Source organism: Mucilaginibacter sp. (genome assembly GCF_965201005.1).
Taxonomy (GTDB): Bacteria; Bacteroidota; Bacteroidia; order Sphingobacteriales; family Sphingobacteriaceae; genus Mucilaginibacter_A.
The window spans coordinates 3,363,007-3,380,625 of record NZ_OZ241747.1; the positions used below are offsets into that span (position 1 = coordinate 3,363,007).

Below are 17,619 nucleotides of genomic sequence, written 5' to 3' on the forward strand. Positions count from 1 at the left end.
CGGCTTTAAACGCCGAGTTCGTGCATCAATTTGTCCAATGCTTCTTTTAGTGCTAAATAATCTGCTTCCAGTTTTGCCACACGCGCTTCCAGTTCGCCAACCGATTTCCGGGCCGGTTCTTGTGGCGTTTCTTCTTCTGCAAACTCAACTTCACCGCCTAAAAGGTGCATAAAACGGACTTCTTTTTGTCCGCTGCGGCGCGGCAGTTGTTTTACGAAAGGAGTTTCAGGCTGAGAAAGCTTTTCTAAAACCGATTGCACTTCTTCTATCGACTCAAATTCGTACATCCGGCCGGAATTGGTGTTGATTTCACCCGGCGTTTGCGGCCCGCGTAAAATCAGCAGACAAATCACGGCTACTTCCGCAGGAACGACCGGAAAAACAATGGCAAAATTGTGTTTATATTTAACCGCACGAATAGAACCGCCGGTTGCCGTGGAAATCAAACCTTTCTTTTTAAGCGAATCCAAAGCCGAAATCACGGTTTCTTCATCATAATCCACCACCGGTTTGCGTGAAGATTTTTGGTTGCAGGCCGTAGTTAAACTGTTCATCGTCATCGGATAATAATCTGGCGTGGTTTTGCTTTTTTCCATCAAAACGCCCAGAACGCGCAATTCCTCGGCAGAAAGTATCGGTAAATTTATTATTGTGTCCATTTTTTAAAAGTAACGAACACTTTGGTTTTGGCAAATTTAAGACGGAAGTTTGCAGCACTTCTTTTTCACCGATAAAATAGCATACATTATCGTCAATTGTTAAGCTTTGTATTTTAGAAATTTATGTCTGCCACCAAAATATCAGATTACGCCAAACGTCTCAAAGCCATGGCACATTTGGGTTTAACGTATGCAAAAGATGAATACGATCTGGAGCGTTACCACGAACTGGAACAGATCAGCATGGAAATGATGCAGCTGATTGCTGATGAACCTTTGCAAAGGATTTCGGATTATTTTAGTTTGAAAAAAGAATACATTACACCCAAAACGGATATCCGCGCGGTGATTTTTAATGCAGAAAAACAAATTTTGCTGGTAAAAGAAAAGGGCGATGGCAAATGGTCGCTTCCCGGCGGCTGGGCGGATGTTGGTTTTTCCCCCAAAGAAATAGCGGTAAAAGAAGCATTGGAAGAAACTGGTTTCCGGGTAAAACCTACAAAACTACTGGCCGTTCTGGATAAACGCTGCCATCCGCATCCGCCGCAGGCAGATTATGTTTATAAAATCTTTATTCAATGCGAAATTATCAGCGGAGAAAAAACACAGGCTTTTGATATTTTGGATGTGGCCTTTTTTGATGAAAACAACATTCCCGAATTATCAGCGGACCGCATACTACCATCGCAAATTAAGTTAATGTTCGAATATTTAAGCAATCCAAACAAAGAAGCGATTATTGATTAATGGCAAATTCAATTTTATACCGATAAAAACAGCATCAAAAAAACGTGTATCAAATCACGCCTTTTTCCTTTTCCGGCTTTTCCTGCACGCCAACTTCCACCAGTTCCTGCTCTTCTTCTACAGCTTCGGCACGCGTTGCATAATTCAGCTTCCTAAACCGCCAGGTTGCAAAAGCCGGTTCCTGATAACGGCCAAGTAATTTAAAATATTTTGGCAGGTTATGTACTTCTTCCAGCAAAAGGCCGGGCACAATGCCGTTGTTTTCCAGAATTTCGCGGACGGTATATTCCTTGTCTTTTGTGATCCAGATTTCAAAATCTTTTGCAATTTCTTCGGCTTTTTCTGGATCGATGGTGGCATCCACACAAATCACTTTATCTCCGGGTTTCATGTTTTGTAGCTTTATTGGCCGCAAAGTTATTGCATAAAAGCTTTGTTTCGATGGTTTTTATGCCGAATTTAGGTGGATAAAAACAGCATCCGGTTTTTACATTTCATCAACAAACTTCCAAAAATCATCCTGATCGTTTTTATCGTATATGGAAACGTCAGCAGGAAATCCTGAGCAATTTTTACTTAAAAATTAAAGGAATAAACTATTTTATAAAGTGCTTGTCTGAAACGGGAAATAATTTTTAAAACTTAATGTTGAAGCAACATACTGATTTTGATGCAGTTATTGTAGGTTCTGGCCCGAACGGACTGGCGGCTGCCATCGCGTTACAACAACACGGGCTTGCGGTTTTACTGCTGGAAGGCAAGGCGCAAATTGGCGGCGGCTTGCGCACCGAAGAGTTTACCTTGCCCGGTTTTAAACATGATGTTTGCTCGGCCATCCATCCGCTGTCGGCAGGTTCGCCATTTTTTAAAACGCTGCCGCTGGAGGATTTTGGGCTGGAATATATTTATCCGCCAGTTGCCGCCGCACATCCTTTTGATGATGGCCATGCGGCCGCACTTTTTGGCTCGGCACAGCAAACAGCCATTAAATTAGGTATTGATTGCAAACCCTATTTAAACCTGGTTAAACCGCTGGAACGCAATTTTACCAAGTTAGCGCCCGATTTGCTTGGCCCGCTGCATTTCCCAAAATATCCGGTCAAATTTGCGCGTTTTGGTTTAAATGCGATTCCTTCGGCTTTGCAAATGGCCAAAAAATTCAGGACAAAAGAAGCACGCGGATTGTGGGCAGGCATGGCGGCACACGGCATTCAGCCATTGTCAAATTGGGCCACATCTGCGGTTGCGCTGGTTCTGCTGGCCACCGGAAACACCAAAGGCTGGCCTATGCCAAAGGGCGGTTCTATCAAAATTGCCGATGCGCTGGCCGCCTATTTTGTTTCTCTGGGCGGAAAGATTGAAACTGATTTTGAAGTGAAATCTTTGCGGCAGCTACCTTCCTCAAAAACGGTTTTGTTTGATATCACCCCAAAACAGCTGCTTAAAATTGCCGGGCACCAGTTTTCGCCTCTTTACCAATGGCAACTTGAAAAATACCGTTACGGCATGGGCGTTTTTAAAGTGGACTGGGCATTGGATGCACCAATCCCGTTTTCGGCACACGAATGCCGCCAGGCCGGAACCATCCATTTAGGCAACACATTAGAAGAGATTGCTTTGGGCGAAAAACAAACTTCCGAAGGTAAAACCGTACAAAAACCTTTTGTATTGCTGGCGCAGCAAAGTATTTTTGACAGCACCCGCGCGCCGGAAGGAAAGCATACGGCCTGGGCTTACTGCCATGTGCCCAACGGCAGCAAAACCGATATGACCAATAGCATTGAGCAACAGGTAGAACGTTTTGCGCCCGGTTTCCGCGAGCGGATTTTGGCCAAACACACCATGGACACGGCTCAAATCGAAGCTTATAACCCCAACTACATCGGCGGTGATATTAATGGCGGCATCCTGGATATCCGACAGCTTTTTACCCGCCCGGCATTGCGCTGGTCGCCGTATAAAACTTCTGCAAAAGGGCTTTACATCTGCTCATCATCAACGCCGCCAGGCGGAGGCGTGCATGGCATGTGCGGTTATTATGCCGCAAAAAGGGCGTTAAAAGAAGTATTCGGGCTGAAGGCTTCTAAGCTGAGTTATGTATAGGGATGAAAAAATAAACGTAAAATGGCCAGTATTTTAGCTGGTTTTGATGCTGTTTTTATCGGTATAAATCTGGGCTGGTTTTTATCTGCCTTTTGCAGGGAAAAAATCCGGATGAATGTTAAGCATCAGGTAAAACCAGTTGCCGGTACGGTTATAAGCAGTGGTTTGTGGCTGCGCTTTAGCAACAGACAGGCTGCTGGAAGCCTTCATCAACCCGTAACCCAACTCGATATTGGTTAATTTATTAAGGTTGTAATTTGCGGTCAGGTTGATTTCGGAGCCTAAATAATTATCGATTGATGTGCCGTTTATCTGTTTCATGGGCTGGTTTAATACGAAATAATGGTAATCGGCTGCGAAAAAAAAGTTTTGATTGGTGTACTTTAATTTAAAATAAGCATCATCCAAACCACCTGCCGGCGAACCTGTTCCGGCGTAAAAATAATCCATATAACCATTAAATTTATGCGCTGTGCCGTAAAGCGGGTCAAAGCGGTTATCCTGCCCGGCCAAGATCGTATTCGCATTATTCCCCGATAAAACATCATAACCCGGCCCAACACTAATTTTGCCTTTGGTATAAATCCCCATAACAGAATAATAATGCGCTTTTAGGTTTGCACCATCCCGGTTGGTGCCGCTTTGTCTGTATAAAGAACCCTGCAGAGCTACATTTCCCCAACTTGCTTTTGCGCCAATTAACTGGCTGGCTATCAATCCATAAGTATATCGGCTGTTAGTGCCGTTTTGATTAAACCTTCTGCCGTAAACGTAACCGTTATTTGCAGTGGCCACAGAATCAAGCTGATACTTGCCAAAATTATCATTGAAAAACAATCCCGAAATTTTGGTTTGATCAAACTTTTTCTGGACGTGCACACTGGTGAAAGATTTATAATCCTGAGTGCCTCCGTTTGTATTTGGCGGTGTGACATAAACCGGCGTACCTGTTTTAGAACTGTTGTTGCCGATGCTTCCGGCAGCAGCCAAAGGAACCAATGCGCCTGGCGTTGGAACGGTTACGCCTTTAGAATCCTTAATGTATGACGGCACATTTCCCGGGACGTAAAATGTATTGGTTACGTTAAAAGCATCCGTATTTTGATTAAACGCATAGCCAATATCAACCTGAAACCCCTTGTGCTCGGCTTTTAGCAATGCCATATCAAAACTACGGCCCTGCTGTAGCCAGTCCAGATTGCCAAACAGGCGTAAATCATCATACATCAATTCCTGCCGGCCAACTTTTAAAGATAATTTGTCAATTACTTTAAAACCAATGCCCGGATCATCCTTGTTGGCCAGCAAAATATCTGCCCAGCCTTCGTGCAGCATTAACCGGTTGCCCACATCAATATTAGATATGGTAGATGCATCCTGGCCCCACACGCGGACATCCTGCACACTGGCGCCAAACGTTAAACGGTCCCATTTGTAACCGAAATTCAATCTTGTCCGCTGAGAAATGAAGGCGGCCGGTTTTGATCCTGAAGGCACCAAGTTTCCTACGCCTTCGCGGATTTCTCCCCGATCGCGCAACTGGCCGGTTAAAGTAAACTGCGCCTCACTACGCTGACTAACGAAAGCTGCCGGCAGCAGGGCAAATAAAAGTTTTAGTTTGTTTGATAACATTGTTGGTTTAGGTAAATTTTAAAGTATAAGCTAGTAGTTATATGATTTGAATAGTTGTGCAAATTTTGACGGAAAATAGTTATCTTTTTTAAAAACCGCTATCTTAACTCCGGATTAATGCTGCGTTTTACAAAAGCTTTGTTGCTAAGGAGGTAACTAACCATTTTTTAGTTTATATAATTCAAAGCACGTTTTTAATTTTTATAAAAGGTTATTTCCATGCTTCTTTTATCACCTAAAATTTGGCGGCTAAACAGGTTTTCACATCAGTAAAAACATAAAAGCACAATTTATCTGCATAAAAGAAGCATTTGATTTGTTTTATATACTTCTTTTATCACCTAAAAAATGGTGGGTTTTTATTAAAAATTAATGCGGGCACTAAATTTTATAGGGTAAAAGAAGCATTGCGTTTTTTCGGATATAAATTTCAAACAGTATCTTAATGCGATCAGCGTTGCTCAAGCATAACTTTACTCCCGATCAAACATTTCCCGCCGCAAAATCTTTAAAACGGATATGAACTCAACTGCCGAACAAAGCCGCCTGGCCGAACATTATGCCGGAACCAAAAACTGGATGAAATGGGGACCTTATTTATCTGAACGCCAGTGGGGCACGGTGCGCGAAGATTACAGTAAAAACGGCGATGCCTGGGATTACATTACGCATGATATGGCCCGCAGCAAGGCTTACCGCTGGGGCGAGGAAGGCATTGCCGGGTTTAGTGATGAGAAGCAGATGCTTTGTTTATCGCTTGCTTTGTGGAACGGAAAAGATGCCATATTAAAAGAGCGTTTGTTTGGCCTCACCAACCGCGAAGGCAACCACGGCGAGGATGTAAAAGAGCTTTATTATTATTTAGACAGCACGCCTACGCACAGCTACATGAAAATGCTGTATAAATACGTGCAGGCGGCATATCCATACCAATGGCTGATTGATGAAAACGGCAGGCGCGGCAAGCATGATCCGGAGTTCGAACTGATCGATACCGGTTTGCTGAACGAGGATAAGTATTTTGATGTTTTTACGGAATTTACCAAAAACACCGAAGACGACCTGCTGATCAAATATACCATTTACAACCGCGGCAACGAAGATGCCGAACTGCACGTGCTGCCTCAATTATGGTTCAGGAATACCTGGAGCTGGCAGCCCGGACAGGCAAAACCAGAAATTACGCACCTGGATAAAAATACGCTGCAGCTGCAATCCGGTGCAGGCACTTATTATTGCCATCTGCAAGGCGATACCGAACTGCTTTTCACGGAAAACGAGACCAACAATGAGCGGCTTTATCAATCGGCCAACAGTTCGGCTTATGTAAAAGATGGCATTAATGATTATGTGGTAAACGGAAACCAGGCGGCCATCAACCCTAAAAAAACAGGCACAAAAACAGCATTGCATTATAAATTAAATGTACCGGCCGGGCAAAGTATGGAAATCCGGCTGCGGCTTTCGGCCACACATCAGCCGGACCCTTTTGATGATTTTGATGCGATCATCACCAACCGGATTAAAGAAGCAGATGCATTTTATGCCGGGAAACAGCAGAAAATCAGCAATGATGATGAAAAATTAGTACAGCGTCAGGCTTTTGCAGGTATGCTCTGGAGCAAGCAATACTATTTTTATGATATAAATTCCTGGCTGAACGGCGATCCCGGACAAGTGCCGCCGCCGGAAAACCGTTTTAAACTACGCAACCACAACTGGAAACATTTTATTGCAGAAAACATCCTTTCGATGCCCGATAAATGGGAATATCCGTGGTTTGCTTCCTGGGATTTGGCTTTTCACTGCCTCACTTTTGCCAAAATTGACCCGGAATTTGCCAAAAAACAATTGCGCATTTTGGTTGGGGCGAATTACATGCACCCTAACGGACAATTGCCGGCTTACGAATGGGATTTTGGCGATGCCAATCCGCCAGTCCACGCAATGGCCGCCTGGCAGTTGTATCAGTTGGACAAGCAGGCCAGCGGCAAGCCAGACATACTGTTTTTAGAGGGTATTTTTCAGAAACTGCTGCTCAACTTTACCTGGTGGGTAAACCAGAAAGACAGCGAAGGCAACAATATTTTTGAAGGCGGTTTTTTAGGTTTGGACAACATCGGCGTTTTTAACCGAAGTGCGCCTGTGCCCGGCGGCGGCTTTTTAGAACAGGCAGATGGCACCAGCTGGATGGCGATGTATGCGGTCAACATGATGCAGATCAGCTTAGAACTCGCCCTAAACAATGCCGTTTACGAGCACATGGCCATCAAATTTGCCGAGCATTTTCTGTATATCGCCGGTTCTATTGCAGATATTGGCGGCGGTTCGCTGGGCTTGTGGGACGATCAGGATGGTTTTTATTACGATTTGCTGCGGAAACCGGACGGGGATTATGACCGTTTGCGCCTGCGTACGTTGGTGGGCTTGATACCCATGTTTGCCGTACTGGTTTTTGATGAAACGAAATGGAACAAGCTGCCCAGGTTAAAAGAAAAACTGGATTGGTTTATGACAGAGCGCCCGGATTTGGTAAAACTGATTAGTTTTTGGAAAGATACCAAAGGCACCGAACAGCATTTATTTTCACTTTTGCGCGGCCACCGCATGAAACTTTTGCTGCGCAGGATGCTCGACCCGAATGAGTTTTTATCTGATTACGGCATCCGTTCGATCTCCGAAGTATATCAGGAACATCCGTATAATTATTATTTAAACGGTAAAGATTACCAGGTACGCTATGACCCCGCCGAAAGCGATAGCGATATGTTTGGCGGCAACAGCAACTGGCGCGGCCCGATCTGGATGCCGATAAATTATTTACTGATCCGCTCGTTGTACATTTTCCAGGAATATTATACCGATGATTTTAAGGTAGAATACCCAACCGGCTCTGGCAGTTATCATTCGCTTGCCGAAATTGCAGATGCTTTGGGCAAGCGTTTAAAAAACATTTTTCTGCGGGACGATAAAGGCGAACGGGCCGTTTTTGGCGGTTACGAAAAACTAAACCACGATCCTCATTTTAAAGATTACATCCTGTTTCACGAATATTTTCATGGTGATACCGGCAAAGGCTTAGGTGCCAGCCATCAAACAGGCTGGACGGGTTTGGTTGCGCTTTTGTAATCTAAAAAAACCTGATGCTGTTTTTAATTGGTAAATTTCATGTGCGATGTGCGGGAAAAACGGGTGCTGGAGCAGGAAGAAACAGAAGTTGCCAAAGTTAAGCCCAAAGCTGCGATAAGGATAAATTTTTTCATGATTGCAAAAGTTTTTGTTTTGTGATGTACCTGGGCTTTTGCAAGGGCTGTTCCAAAACGGTTTTACGCTTGGGAAAGGTAATTTCAATTGCTAATCGGCCTCAAACCTGGGAACGAATTTCTCATTTTGAGTTTTTCCGGGGAAGAAACAGGGCAACTGGTTTGATCTCTGTAATCGATAGGAAATAACTCAGGCTGAGTAAATACTACCCTCAACCTAAAATTTTACCTGTAAAAGAAGCATTTCCTGAAACAGGCTGCTTAATAATTATGATGCCTGCTGCTGCACCAATTCAGCGGAGGGTTTGGTAAACAATATTTTACTATCAATTAAATCCAGAATTTCTGAATCAACATTTTCATCAAATTTTCTGGCAAATAAATCGTCCGAAGCCACAATTGTTTCTATATCACCTTTAACCAGTAATTTGGGATGTGCACTATTTGGTTTTGGCCAGATGGTAAATCTTTTTTCTGTGTTTTTGATGCTGTGGAGCAGTTTTTCGTCTTTACTATTGCCGATAATCATTTGTACAAATAACTCATCGGCCACAAAAGTATGCTTATGAAAATCCATATATTCCAGATGCCGATCAACATAATCCAGGATGTAATCCAGGGCATAACGGTCTAAATTCCACCAGGTTTGGCCGGTATAGGGCTTCATGCCGTTTGGTATTTTCCGCCTTAAAAAAGGCAGATAAGTAGCCAGCAGATTCATGGCTTTGGAGCAAATCAGTTCGTACCATTTTGCGCCAAAATAATATTTATCTATCCGGTACAGTCCGCCCCGGTCTTTGCCCGGCCATTTTGTTAAATTGGGTATCGGGAAGTAATTGATAAAATTTGTGTATGGTGAGTTTTCAAAAAACGCATTGATATACTGGTTGCTTTTGATCGGGTAATCCTGGCCGCTCAATAACAAAATACGGTCAAACTTTCGGGACGATTCCCTTACTGTTTTTAGCGCACTTAAATATGGTTTTATTAGCCCGTAACCGCCCCAGGATGCATCAAAACGTTCGGTAAAATGCACTGCATTACCTATTTGTTTTAGGTTTTGGAACTGAGAAATAGCTGCTTTTTTATCAATATGTATAAAAAATTCTGAAGAGCCATCATTTAATCTTGAAACTAAACGAAAAACTTGTTTAGGGTTTTTGTGGGCCATGATGAGATAAGCCTTTTCCATCAAAAGGGTTTATTGTTTTATAATGTATTCAACTAAATATTTATTGATTTCTGGGATAAACCAGCACAGCTGTTGAACAGGGACAAAGGAGCGGCAGGCAATTAATTACGGTATTTTTGTATAAGCAGTTTGTATTATGGTGAAAACGATAAAACTTATTCCCGTCAACTGGTCTTTTTAATTTACAACTGCAATGTTATAGAGACGATAATATTTCAAACAATAAATAATACTCAATAGTTTGAGCGTTAACAGGGTTTTGTGCTTAGATTTTAAATTTTTACAGAAATTAAACTTGCCGTCCCAAGTAAAAAACTTAAATAAATATCCGTATCCTGATCTGTACTTGCTGTTTCAGGCTTTAAATTTTTGGGCTGCCGATTGTTGATTATTTACCACTTATGCCAATGAAAATAACTGCTGTTATCGTCACCTATAACCGCTTGGGATTATTAAAAACCTGCCTGAAATCAGTTCAGGGACAATCCAGAAAACCCGATGAAATTATCGTGATCAACAATGGCTCAACTGATAACACCCAGGAATGGTTATCTGCACAAAACGTAACCACTTATACCAAGGAAAACAATGGTGGCGCAGGCGGCTTTTCTTATGGCATAAAAACAGCATACAACAACGGTACGGATTGGAGTTGGCTGATGGATGATGATGTAATCCCGGAAAATGACGCTTTGCAGCAACTGGTGAATACCCTGGAAGATTTAGGCGATCAGCAGGAAAAGGTTGGTTTTTTGGCCAGCAAAGTGCTTTGGACGGACCATAGCGTGCATGAAATGAACAAAACTTATCCGCTTGAAGATCCGGTTAAGCTGAAAAAATTAGCTTTCCCGACAGGTACAAAACTACCATTTGTACAGTTTGCAACTTTTGTTTCCATGCTGCTATCTGCAAAAGCGGTGGCAAAAGTTGGCCTGCCAATCAAAGAATATTTTATTTGGTGCGATGACATAGAATATTCTAAACGCATAGTAGCAAGTGGTTTGGCCGGTTTATTGGCGGAGAATAGCGTGGTAATCCATCAATCGCCCACCAACAATCCGAGCAATGTTTTTTACGATCCAAAATCATCGATCTGGAAATTTAACCACGGTTTCAGGAATGAAATGTACACCAAACGCCTGCACGAAGGTGAATTAAGTTTCTGGTCAACCTGGGCGCACCGCATGTTTTTATTGCCTTTTCGTATTGCTATTACCCGAAAAGCTGATCGCTGGGCTTTTATAAAAATGGTTTGGAAAACAACCTGGAAGGCTACTTTTTTTAAACCGGTTATTGAGAAAGTTGGTTGAGGCAGAGTTTAGAAAATTAAGGTTTGGTTTAAGAGCCTGTTAAATTTATTCAAGAAAGAATGTCAATGCTTCTTTTATCCTATAAAAATTGGTGTCTGCATCAATCTAAATAAACCAAAAATAAATACCATTTTTTAGGTGATAAAAGAAGCATCGAAATAAATTATACAAAGTTTAGACAGGCTCTTATTTAATGTTTAAACCCTGTAACATTTTGAGTATAACTTCCTCTAACACCAAAAAAACACCGATAAAAGAAGCATTATGCTGAGTATCCGCAACCTAATAAAACAATACGCCGGGCACCGGGCACTGGATGATGTAAGCCTGGAAGTTGAAAAAGGGAAAATTTTCGGTTTGCTTGGGCCGAATGGTGCCGGCAAAACTTCGCTTATCCGCATCGTTAACCAGATTACGGCACCGGATTCGGGCGAGGTTTTTTTCAACGGGGAAAAACTCAATCAATCTCACATCGAGCGCATTGGTTATTTGCCGGAAGAACGCGGCCTGTACAAAAAAATGGAAATCGGCGAGCAGCTGGTTTACTTGGCACAGCTGAAAGGTTTGGGCAAGGCCGATGCCGAAAAACGTATCAAAACCTGGTTTGCCAAGCTGGACATGAGCGATTGGTGGGGCAAAAAAATAGAAGAATTATCCAAAGGTATGCAGCAAAAAGTGCAGTTTGTGAGCACGGTTTTGCACGATCCGGAACTGCTGATCCTGGATGAACCTTTCAGCGGTTTTGACCCGGTAAATGCAGAGATCATCAAAGATGAAATTTTGGAACTGAACCGTAAAGGTGCAACCATTATTTTTTCTACACACCGGATGGAATCCGTAGAGGAACTGTGCGATTCGATTGCGCTGATCCATCAATCGCACAAAATACTGGACGGGCCGGTAAAAACCATCCGCAACTCGTACCGCAACAATACTTACAAGGTTGAATTTTCCGGGAAACTGGATTTTAACGGAACCGAACCTTTTGAATTACTGCAACATATTCCCGGTCCTGAAAATGATCTGATCAAAATTAAACTTAAAGAAAATTATACGGTAAACGAAGTATTGCAATATCTCATCCCGAAGGTGGGCATCAACCGGCTGGAGGAAATCATCCCGACGATGAACGAAATTTTTATCGAGAAAGTAAATCAACGCTAAAAACCATGAACAAAACCTTACTCATTATCCGGCGCGAATATTTGGCCCGGGTGAAAAAGAAATCATTTGTGCTGATGACTTTCCTGGTCCCGGGATTGATTTTGGCCATGTACGGCGGCATTTATCTCATCGCCAAAAACAGCGACGCGATGAACAAAGTGCGCCAAATCCGGGTGATTGATGAAAGCGGCGTGTTTTCGGCCAAACTAAAAGATCATAAAAACATCCGTTTCAGCACTTCGGCCCAAACCTTGCCGGAAGCTAAAACTGCTGCCAAAAAAGACAACGATTTGTTTGTTCTTTTCATCCCTAAAAATTATACCGATAAAAACAGCATCCAGATTTTTTCTGAAAAGAAACCCAATTTCGCCCTGATCGACGAAATTGAAAAACAAGTCAACACCATCGCCACGGGCAATAATATGGTTTCGGCCGGTATCGATCTGCAAAAAATCGCAACGCTAAAAACCAATATTTCCGCAGAAACCAAACAACTGACAAATGATGGCGAGAAAGACAGCAACCTTACTTCGGCGTATGGCATTGGCGTGGCTTCGGCCATCCTGATTTATCTGTCGCTTTTCATTTATGGTTCACAAGTAATGCGCGGCGTGATCGAGGAAAAAACCAACCGTGTGATCGAGGTGATTGTTTCCTCGGTAAAACCGTTTCAATTGATGCTGGGCAAAATTTTGGGTGTTGGTTTGGTTGGTTTAACGCAGTTTTTGCTGTGGATTGTGCTTTCTACAACCATCACCAACGTTGCCGAAAAAGCTTTTAACCAAGATGAAGTCCGTACGGAACAAAGCAGTAACCCAAGCCAAAAAAACATCGATAAAAACAGTATCAAATCCGCGCAAATGCCAATTGGTAATCCGGTAATGGGTTTTTTAAACACACTGAAAGGCATCAACTACGTGTATATCCTGGGTTGCTTTATCTTTTATTTCTTGTCGGGATATTTGTTGTACAGTGCACTTTTTGCGGCCGTTGGTTCGGCGGTAGATAGCGAAACGGAAACGCAGCAGTTTATGTTCCCGATTACGCTGCCGCTGCTGTTTACTTACATTTTATCGTTTGCTTTTTTGGTGAATAATCCGGATAGTACGCTGGCTTTTTGGCTTTCCATCATTCCGTTTACGGCACCTATCGCCATGATGGTGCGCATTCCGTTTGGCGTTCCGGATTGGCAACTGGCCTTATCAATGGTGCTGATGGTGGCCGGTTTTATTTTTACCACCTGGGTTGCCGCCCGTATTTACCGCGTTGGCGTGCTGATGTACGGCAAAAAAACGAGTTATAAAGAGTTGGCCAAGTGGTTTTTTTATAAAGAGTGAAGACCTCAGCAATCGGCGCGACAAAAAATAAGTCCACAAAAAAACCTGCCTAAACAAAGCAGGTTTTTTTGTGAAAGGGTGAAAAAGACTAAGCTGCTTCGCCGGATAATTTTTGTACCAGTTTAGCACCTTTTAATAAAGACTGACCCAATTTTTTAATAGAAGCATTTTCTTTACCTTCTGCTTTTTCAGCGGCTTTTACGGTTTCATTGCCGAGTTTTTCGAGCAGAGTAGAGATTTTTTTACCGTCTTTGTCGGCAATTGCTTCTTTTAATTTTTCCAGATCGTGGGCAATGGTTTTGTAGCCAGGCTTGTCACTCAGGGTTTTGATCCAGCTGGTAATGCTGGCGGATGAACCGGTTGCGGTTTCTTTTTCGATACTGTTTTCTAAAGCGTCTATCGTTTTTTCGATGTGTTCTGCTTCTGATTTTTGCTCTGCCATGTTGATTTTTTTGATTAGTTTGCAGTTACAACGCCTTTAAAAAAGATAGGTTTACCAATTTTTATAGTAAAATTATCTACAATTTGTGAATAAGTTTTTAAAACTTAATTCGCCGATTGTAACCTGATTTGTGCAGCTCCGCGTGAGGGATTGCAGTGGAAAGCCCGCAGCGCAGCGAGGACTTGGAACGTAAAGCCCGACCCGAAGGGGCACGCCCAAAAAAAGAAGTGGGAAAGTTGGATAAGAGCGGGAGAAAAAATGAACCAGTCGGGTTTTTGCACGATAAAAACAGCATGAAGCAATTGGCTAACCTGAAATGCTGTTTTTATCACAAATTTTTTCTGCATCTTCGGCTGATGGAGCACCGTATGGCCGTGATGGATCTCGGCACCAACACTTTTCATTTGCTGATTGCAGAACCGTTTGAAGGTGGTTTTAAAGAGATTTTACACCTCACCGAAGCCGTAAAACTGGGCGAAGGCGGCATGAAAAACGGTTTGATTGCGCCCGAAGCTTTTGCGCGCGGTATCAAAACGATGGAACTTTTTGCCGAAAAAACAGTGCTAAAAGAAGCATTGCAGGTTCGGGCGGTGGCCACTTCGGCCGTGCGCAGTACCAAAAACGGACAAGATTTTATCCGCGAAGTAAAAGCCAGAACGGGGATTGAAATTGAAGTGATTGATGGCTTGCAGGAAGCCGGGTTGATTTACAAAGGCGTGAAAAGTTCGGGGATTTTATCGGCAGAAAAAAGCCTGATTTTGGATATTGGCGGCGGCAGCGTAGAGTTTATTTTGTGCGATCAGGAAAAGATTTTTTGGAAACACAGTTTTGAAATTGGTGCGCAACGGCTGCGGCAGCTTTTCCATCAAACCGATCCCATTTCCGCAGAAAACATATTGAAGCTGAACGCTTATCTGGAGGAACAGTTGCAGATGCTGTTTTTAGCCCTGAAAAATCAGGATATTAAACAGCTGATCGGTTCGGCCGGTTCTTTTGAAACTTATGCAGAGATGATCGAGGTTGAAAAAGGTAATGCTTTCGACATCAAAAAAACTAAAATTTACGATTTTGAAATACTTGATTTTGAGCGAGTTGCAGATTGGCTGCAACATTCCAGTCATGAACAACGGCTTAATAAAAAAGGAATAATCCCGCTACGCGTAGATATGATTGTAGTTGCTTCGCTGCTAACTTCTTTTATCATGCAAAAATTGGAAATTCAAAAATTAAGCATGACTACTTATTCTTTAAAAGAAGGGATTTTGGCGAAAAGTTTTAACTGATTTCTGATCGCTAACGGCTAATAGCTATCAGCTGCTGATACAATTTCTCCGTTGGCAAACCCACCACATTGGTGTACGAACCTTCAATGCGCTGGATGCCGGCCAGCCCGATCCATTCCTGGATGCCGTAAGAACCGGCTTTATCCATCGGATTAAAATTGTCAACATAGTAGCGGATTTCTTCTTCCAAAAGCGGCCGGAAAAGCACTTCCGAAACATCAAAAAACGTATTTTGCCGGTGTTTGTACAGCAAACTCACGCCGGTAATTACCTTATGTTTCCGGCCGGAAAGCAGTTGCAGCATGGCCACGGCATGTTCCGGCGTTTCGGGTTTGCCCAAGATTTGATCATCAATGGCAACAATCGTGTCGGCCGTTATCACAATTTCATCATCCACCAGTTCATCAAAAGCGGTGGCTTTTTTTTGGGCGATAAAAACAGCAATTTCTTCGGGTTTGAGGTTTTCGGGATAAGATTCGTCCACTTCTTTCAGCACAATGCGGAAGTTGAAATTCATCAGTTTTAACAATTCCTGTCGGCGCGGCGATTTGGAAGCCAATATAATAGGCGGAAAATTTTGCATTGGTTTTGATTGTAAAAAAAGGTTTGACGGATGAAGGAGACTAAATTTCAGGTGATAAAAACAGCATCATTCCAGCAGCAACTCATCGCCGCCGGTCAAGCTGAAATTAATCTGATCGCTTCCGGCAATCCCTTCAATAGAACCGCTGATGAACGCGGCGTTCAGCAATACTTTTTCTAATTGTTTTTCGCGGGATTTCCACAGCTTTTCCATGGCGTTGCGTTCCTGCTGGATAGATTGCCGCATACTCATAAAACCTTCCTGCACGGCTTTCCACTGCTCGGAAAACTCACTGCTGGTGAGGTAGTTATACAGCAAGTGCATTTTATCGCCTTTGTTTTCCTGGGATTTCATCACGTTGGAAAGCCGGATCACGCCATCGCGCAGCACGCTGGCCACGGCTTTTGCCTCTTCAAAACTACAGATCCAAACGCCGTCTCGCTCGCCAAAACAATCCATGCCTTTCGGGTAACATTGCGAAACGATCACGGCCACGTCCACGCCCTGGCTGCGCATGTCTTTTTTCAGTTTTTCAATCCAGTCGCCGCCGAAATCCTTGGTGCGTTTGCTTTCATAAATAATCCGGCCGCACTCCTGCCCAAACTGGTTGCGCACGGTTTGCACGCAATCCGCACCGCGAATGCCTTTTCCAACTTCGCTGATCACATCAAACGGGAAACTGTTCCGCAGCAATTCTTCCAAAATCAGTTCCTGCACTTCGCCCTGCAGCTGCATCGAGCCTTGTTCGGCCTTGCGTTTCATTTCTTCGGCCAGTTTTTTCTGGTCGTCCAGCTGCTTTTCCAGTTCTTTTACGCGCAGCTGGTGTTCGGTATCTTTTAAGCTGTTTTTTTCGTTTTCCTGCTTGCGTACCTGCTCCACAATTTCACCGCGCTGTTCCTGCAATTTACGTTGCAGTTGCAGTTCCATTTCGGCTTCTTTGGTTTTAAGCTGATTTTCGCGCTGTAAAAACCCCAGCTCTTTCTGGCGCGAAAGTTTCAGTTTTTCTTCGGATTCTTTGTTGGAATTTTCCAGCAAAGCCAGTTTCTGTTCAAAATCCGAACTAATGGTTTTCCGCAGATTTTGCTCTAATTGCTGCTGCATAGTTTTCTTTTCGGCGATCAAACGCTGTTCAAAAACCTGATTTTGCTGCTGTACCTGCTTGTTTAAATCTTCTACTTTACGCTGGTTTTCCTCCTGAACCCGTTTTGCCTCTTCATCTTTTTTGCGCTTGTAAGAAAGCATTTCGTTCTTCAGTTCCTTTTTATATTCCTCGGCCATCACTTCCTCAATCGGGAAACCATAACCACAACCCGGACACTTTACTTCTGTTGCCATTGCTAAAATATTTGGCCGGAAGATAGGCAATCCGCCACAAACCTGAAAATCAGGATTTGAACCGTACCTCAGCAGCATTTATAAATCAAATGCTTCTTTTATCCCTATAAATTTGGGTTTTGATTTTATGTTGATGTTTGATTTTACGTAGATTGACCCAACAACTTCTGCCCAAAAAATGAATCTGAAACTGCTGGATTTCTTGCTGACCGTTTGCCACCTGCTCATCATCGGTTTTAACCTTTTTGGCTGGATTTCGCCCAAAACCCGCAAACTGCATTTTATTTTTGTGCTGATTACGGCCGCTTGCTGGCTTGGTTTGGGTTATTGGTACGGCATCGGTTATTGCCCCGTAACCGATTGGCAATGGCAGGTGAAGGAACATTTAGGCGAACAAAATCTGCCCAATTCATTCATTAAATATGAGCTTGATAAAATTAGCGGCACCGATATCAATGCTGTTTTTATCGATATAATTACGGCAGTCTGCTTTTTCCTGGCGGCCGCAGTTTCGGTTTATGTCAATTTTTTTGATTTTAAGCGGAAACCATTTGTAAATCAGCCTTAAC

General features: G+C 43.1%; 15 protein-coding genes. 8 read left to right on the plus strand and 7 right to left on the minus strand.

All coding sequences use genetic code 11. From position 1 onward, the window contains the following. Positions 1-5 precede the first annotated feature (5 nt). Positions 6-659, minus strand: coding sequence for a YceH family protein (locus ACOFKR_RS15325; protein WP_419801671.1), 654 nt, complete (start codon positions 657-659; stop codon positions 6-8). A gap of 123 nt (positions 660-782) precedes the next feature. Between ACOFKR_RS15325 and ACOFKR_RS15330 the strand changes: the two genes are divergently transcribed. Further along, complete coding sequence (locus ACOFKR_RS15330; RefSeq protein WP_419801672.1) at positions 783-1,406, plus strand: NUDIX hydrolase N-terminal domain-containing protein; 624 nt, start codon at positions 783-785, stop codon at positions 1,404-1,406. A 49-nt stretch (positions 1,407-1,455) separates the two neighbouring features. Here ACOFKR_RS15330 and ACOFKR_RS15335 read toward each other — a convergent pair whose 3' ends face one another. Further along, positions 1,456-1,797 (minus strand): hypothetical protein, encoded by a 342-nt coding sequence (locus ACOFKR_RS15335; RefSeq protein WP_419801673.1) that lies wholly within the window; start codon positions 1,795-1,797, stop codon positions 1,456-1,458. 254 nt (positions 1,798-2,051) lie between these two features. On the opposite strand from ACOFKR_RS15335, the gene ACOFKR_RS15340 reads away from it, so the two are divergent. Further along, complete coding sequence (locus ACOFKR_RS15340) at positions 2,052-3,509, plus strand: phytoene desaturase family protein (RefSeq protein WP_419801674.1); 1,458 nt, start codon at positions 2,052-2,054, stop codon at positions 3,507-3,509. A gap of 81 nt (positions 3,510-3,590) precedes the next feature. On the opposite strand, the gene ACOFKR_RS15345 is transcribed toward ACOFKR_RS15340, so the two are convergent. Further along, on the minus strand, positions 3,591-5,141 hold the full coding sequence (locus ACOFKR_RS15345; protein ID WP_419801675.1) for an alginate export family protein: 1,551 nt from the start codon (positions 5,139-5,141) through the stop codon (positions 3,591-3,593). A gap of 519 nt (positions 5,142-5,660) precedes the next feature. On the opposite strand from ACOFKR_RS15345, the gene ACOFKR_RS15350 reads away from it, so the two are divergent. Further along, entirely contained in the window at positions 5,661-8,270 is a 2,610-nt protein-coding gene (locus ACOFKR_RS15350) for an MGH1-like glycoside hydrolase domain-containing protein (protein WP_419801676.1), read from the plus strand. Positions 8,271-8,672: 402 nt separating this feature from the next. On the opposite strand, the gene ACOFKR_RS15355 is transcribed toward ACOFKR_RS15350, so the two are convergent. Next, positions 8,673-9,596: a beta-1,6-N-acetylglucosaminyltransferase gene (locus ACOFKR_RS15355; RefSeq protein WP_419801677.1), complete on the minus strand. Its 924-nt coding sequence runs from the start codon at positions 9,594-9,596 to the stop codon at positions 8,673-8,675. A 407-nt stretch (positions 9,597-10,003) separates the two neighbouring features. Between ACOFKR_RS15355 and ACOFKR_RS15360 the strand changes: the two genes are divergently transcribed. From ACOFKR_RS15360 to ACOFKR_RS15370, 3 genes are all read left to right on the plus strand, one after another. Continuing rightward, entirely contained in the window at positions 10,004-10,906 is a 903-nt protein-coding gene (locus ACOFKR_RS15360) for a glycosyltransferase family 2 protein (RefSeq protein ID WP_419801678.1), read from the plus strand. Between the two features lie 264 nt (positions 10,907-11,170). After that, entirely contained in the window at positions 11,171-12,070 is a 900-nt protein-coding gene (locus ACOFKR_RS15365; protein WP_419801679.1) for an ABC transporter ATP-binding protein, read from the plus strand. Between the two features lie 5 nt (positions 12,071-12,075). Beyond that, complete coding sequence (locus ACOFKR_RS15370; protein WP_419801680.1) at positions 12,076-13,407, plus strand: ABC transporter permease; 1,332 nt, start codon at positions 12,076-12,078, stop codon at positions 13,405-13,407. 88 nt (positions 13,408-13,495) lie between these two features. On the opposite strand, the gene ACOFKR_RS15375 is transcribed toward ACOFKR_RS15370, so the two are convergent. Next, positions 13,496-13,849, minus strand: a complete 354-nt coding sequence (locus ACOFKR_RS15375) for a hypothetical protein (protein ID WP_419801681.1) — start codon at positions 13,847-13,849, stop codon at positions 13,496-13,498. Positions 13,850-14,004: 155 nt separating this feature from the next. Between ACOFKR_RS15375 and ACOFKR_RS15380 the strand changes: the two genes are divergently transcribed. Continuing rightward, complete coding sequence (locus ACOFKR_RS15380; RefSeq protein WP_419801682.1) at positions 14,005-15,132, plus strand: exopolyphosphatase; 1,128 nt, start codon at positions 14,005-14,007, stop codon at positions 15,130-15,132. A 10-nt stretch (positions 15,133-15,142) separates the two neighbouring features. Here ACOFKR_RS15380 and ACOFKR_RS15385 read toward each other — a convergent pair whose 3' ends face one another. Then, on the minus strand, positions 15,143-15,715 hold the full coding sequence (locus ACOFKR_RS15385; protein WP_419801683.1) for a Maf family nucleotide pyrophosphatase: 573 nt from the start codon (positions 15,713-15,715) through the stop codon (positions 15,143-15,145). Between the two features lie 66 nt (positions 15,716-15,781). Continuing rightward, complete coding sequence (locus ACOFKR_RS15390) at positions 15,782-17,050, minus strand: DUF2130 domain-containing protein (protein WP_419801684.1); 1,269 nt, start codon at positions 17,048-17,050, stop codon at positions 15,782-15,784. A 178-nt stretch (positions 17,051-17,228) separates the two neighbouring features. Between ACOFKR_RS15390 and ACOFKR_RS15395 the strand changes: the two genes are divergently transcribed. Next, on the plus strand, positions 17,229-17,618 hold the full coding sequence (locus ACOFKR_RS15395; RefSeq protein WP_419801685.1) for a DUF2784 domain-containing protein: 390 nt from the start codon (positions 17,229-17,231) through the stop codon (positions 17,616-17,618). Position 17,619: the final 1 nt, after the last annotated feature.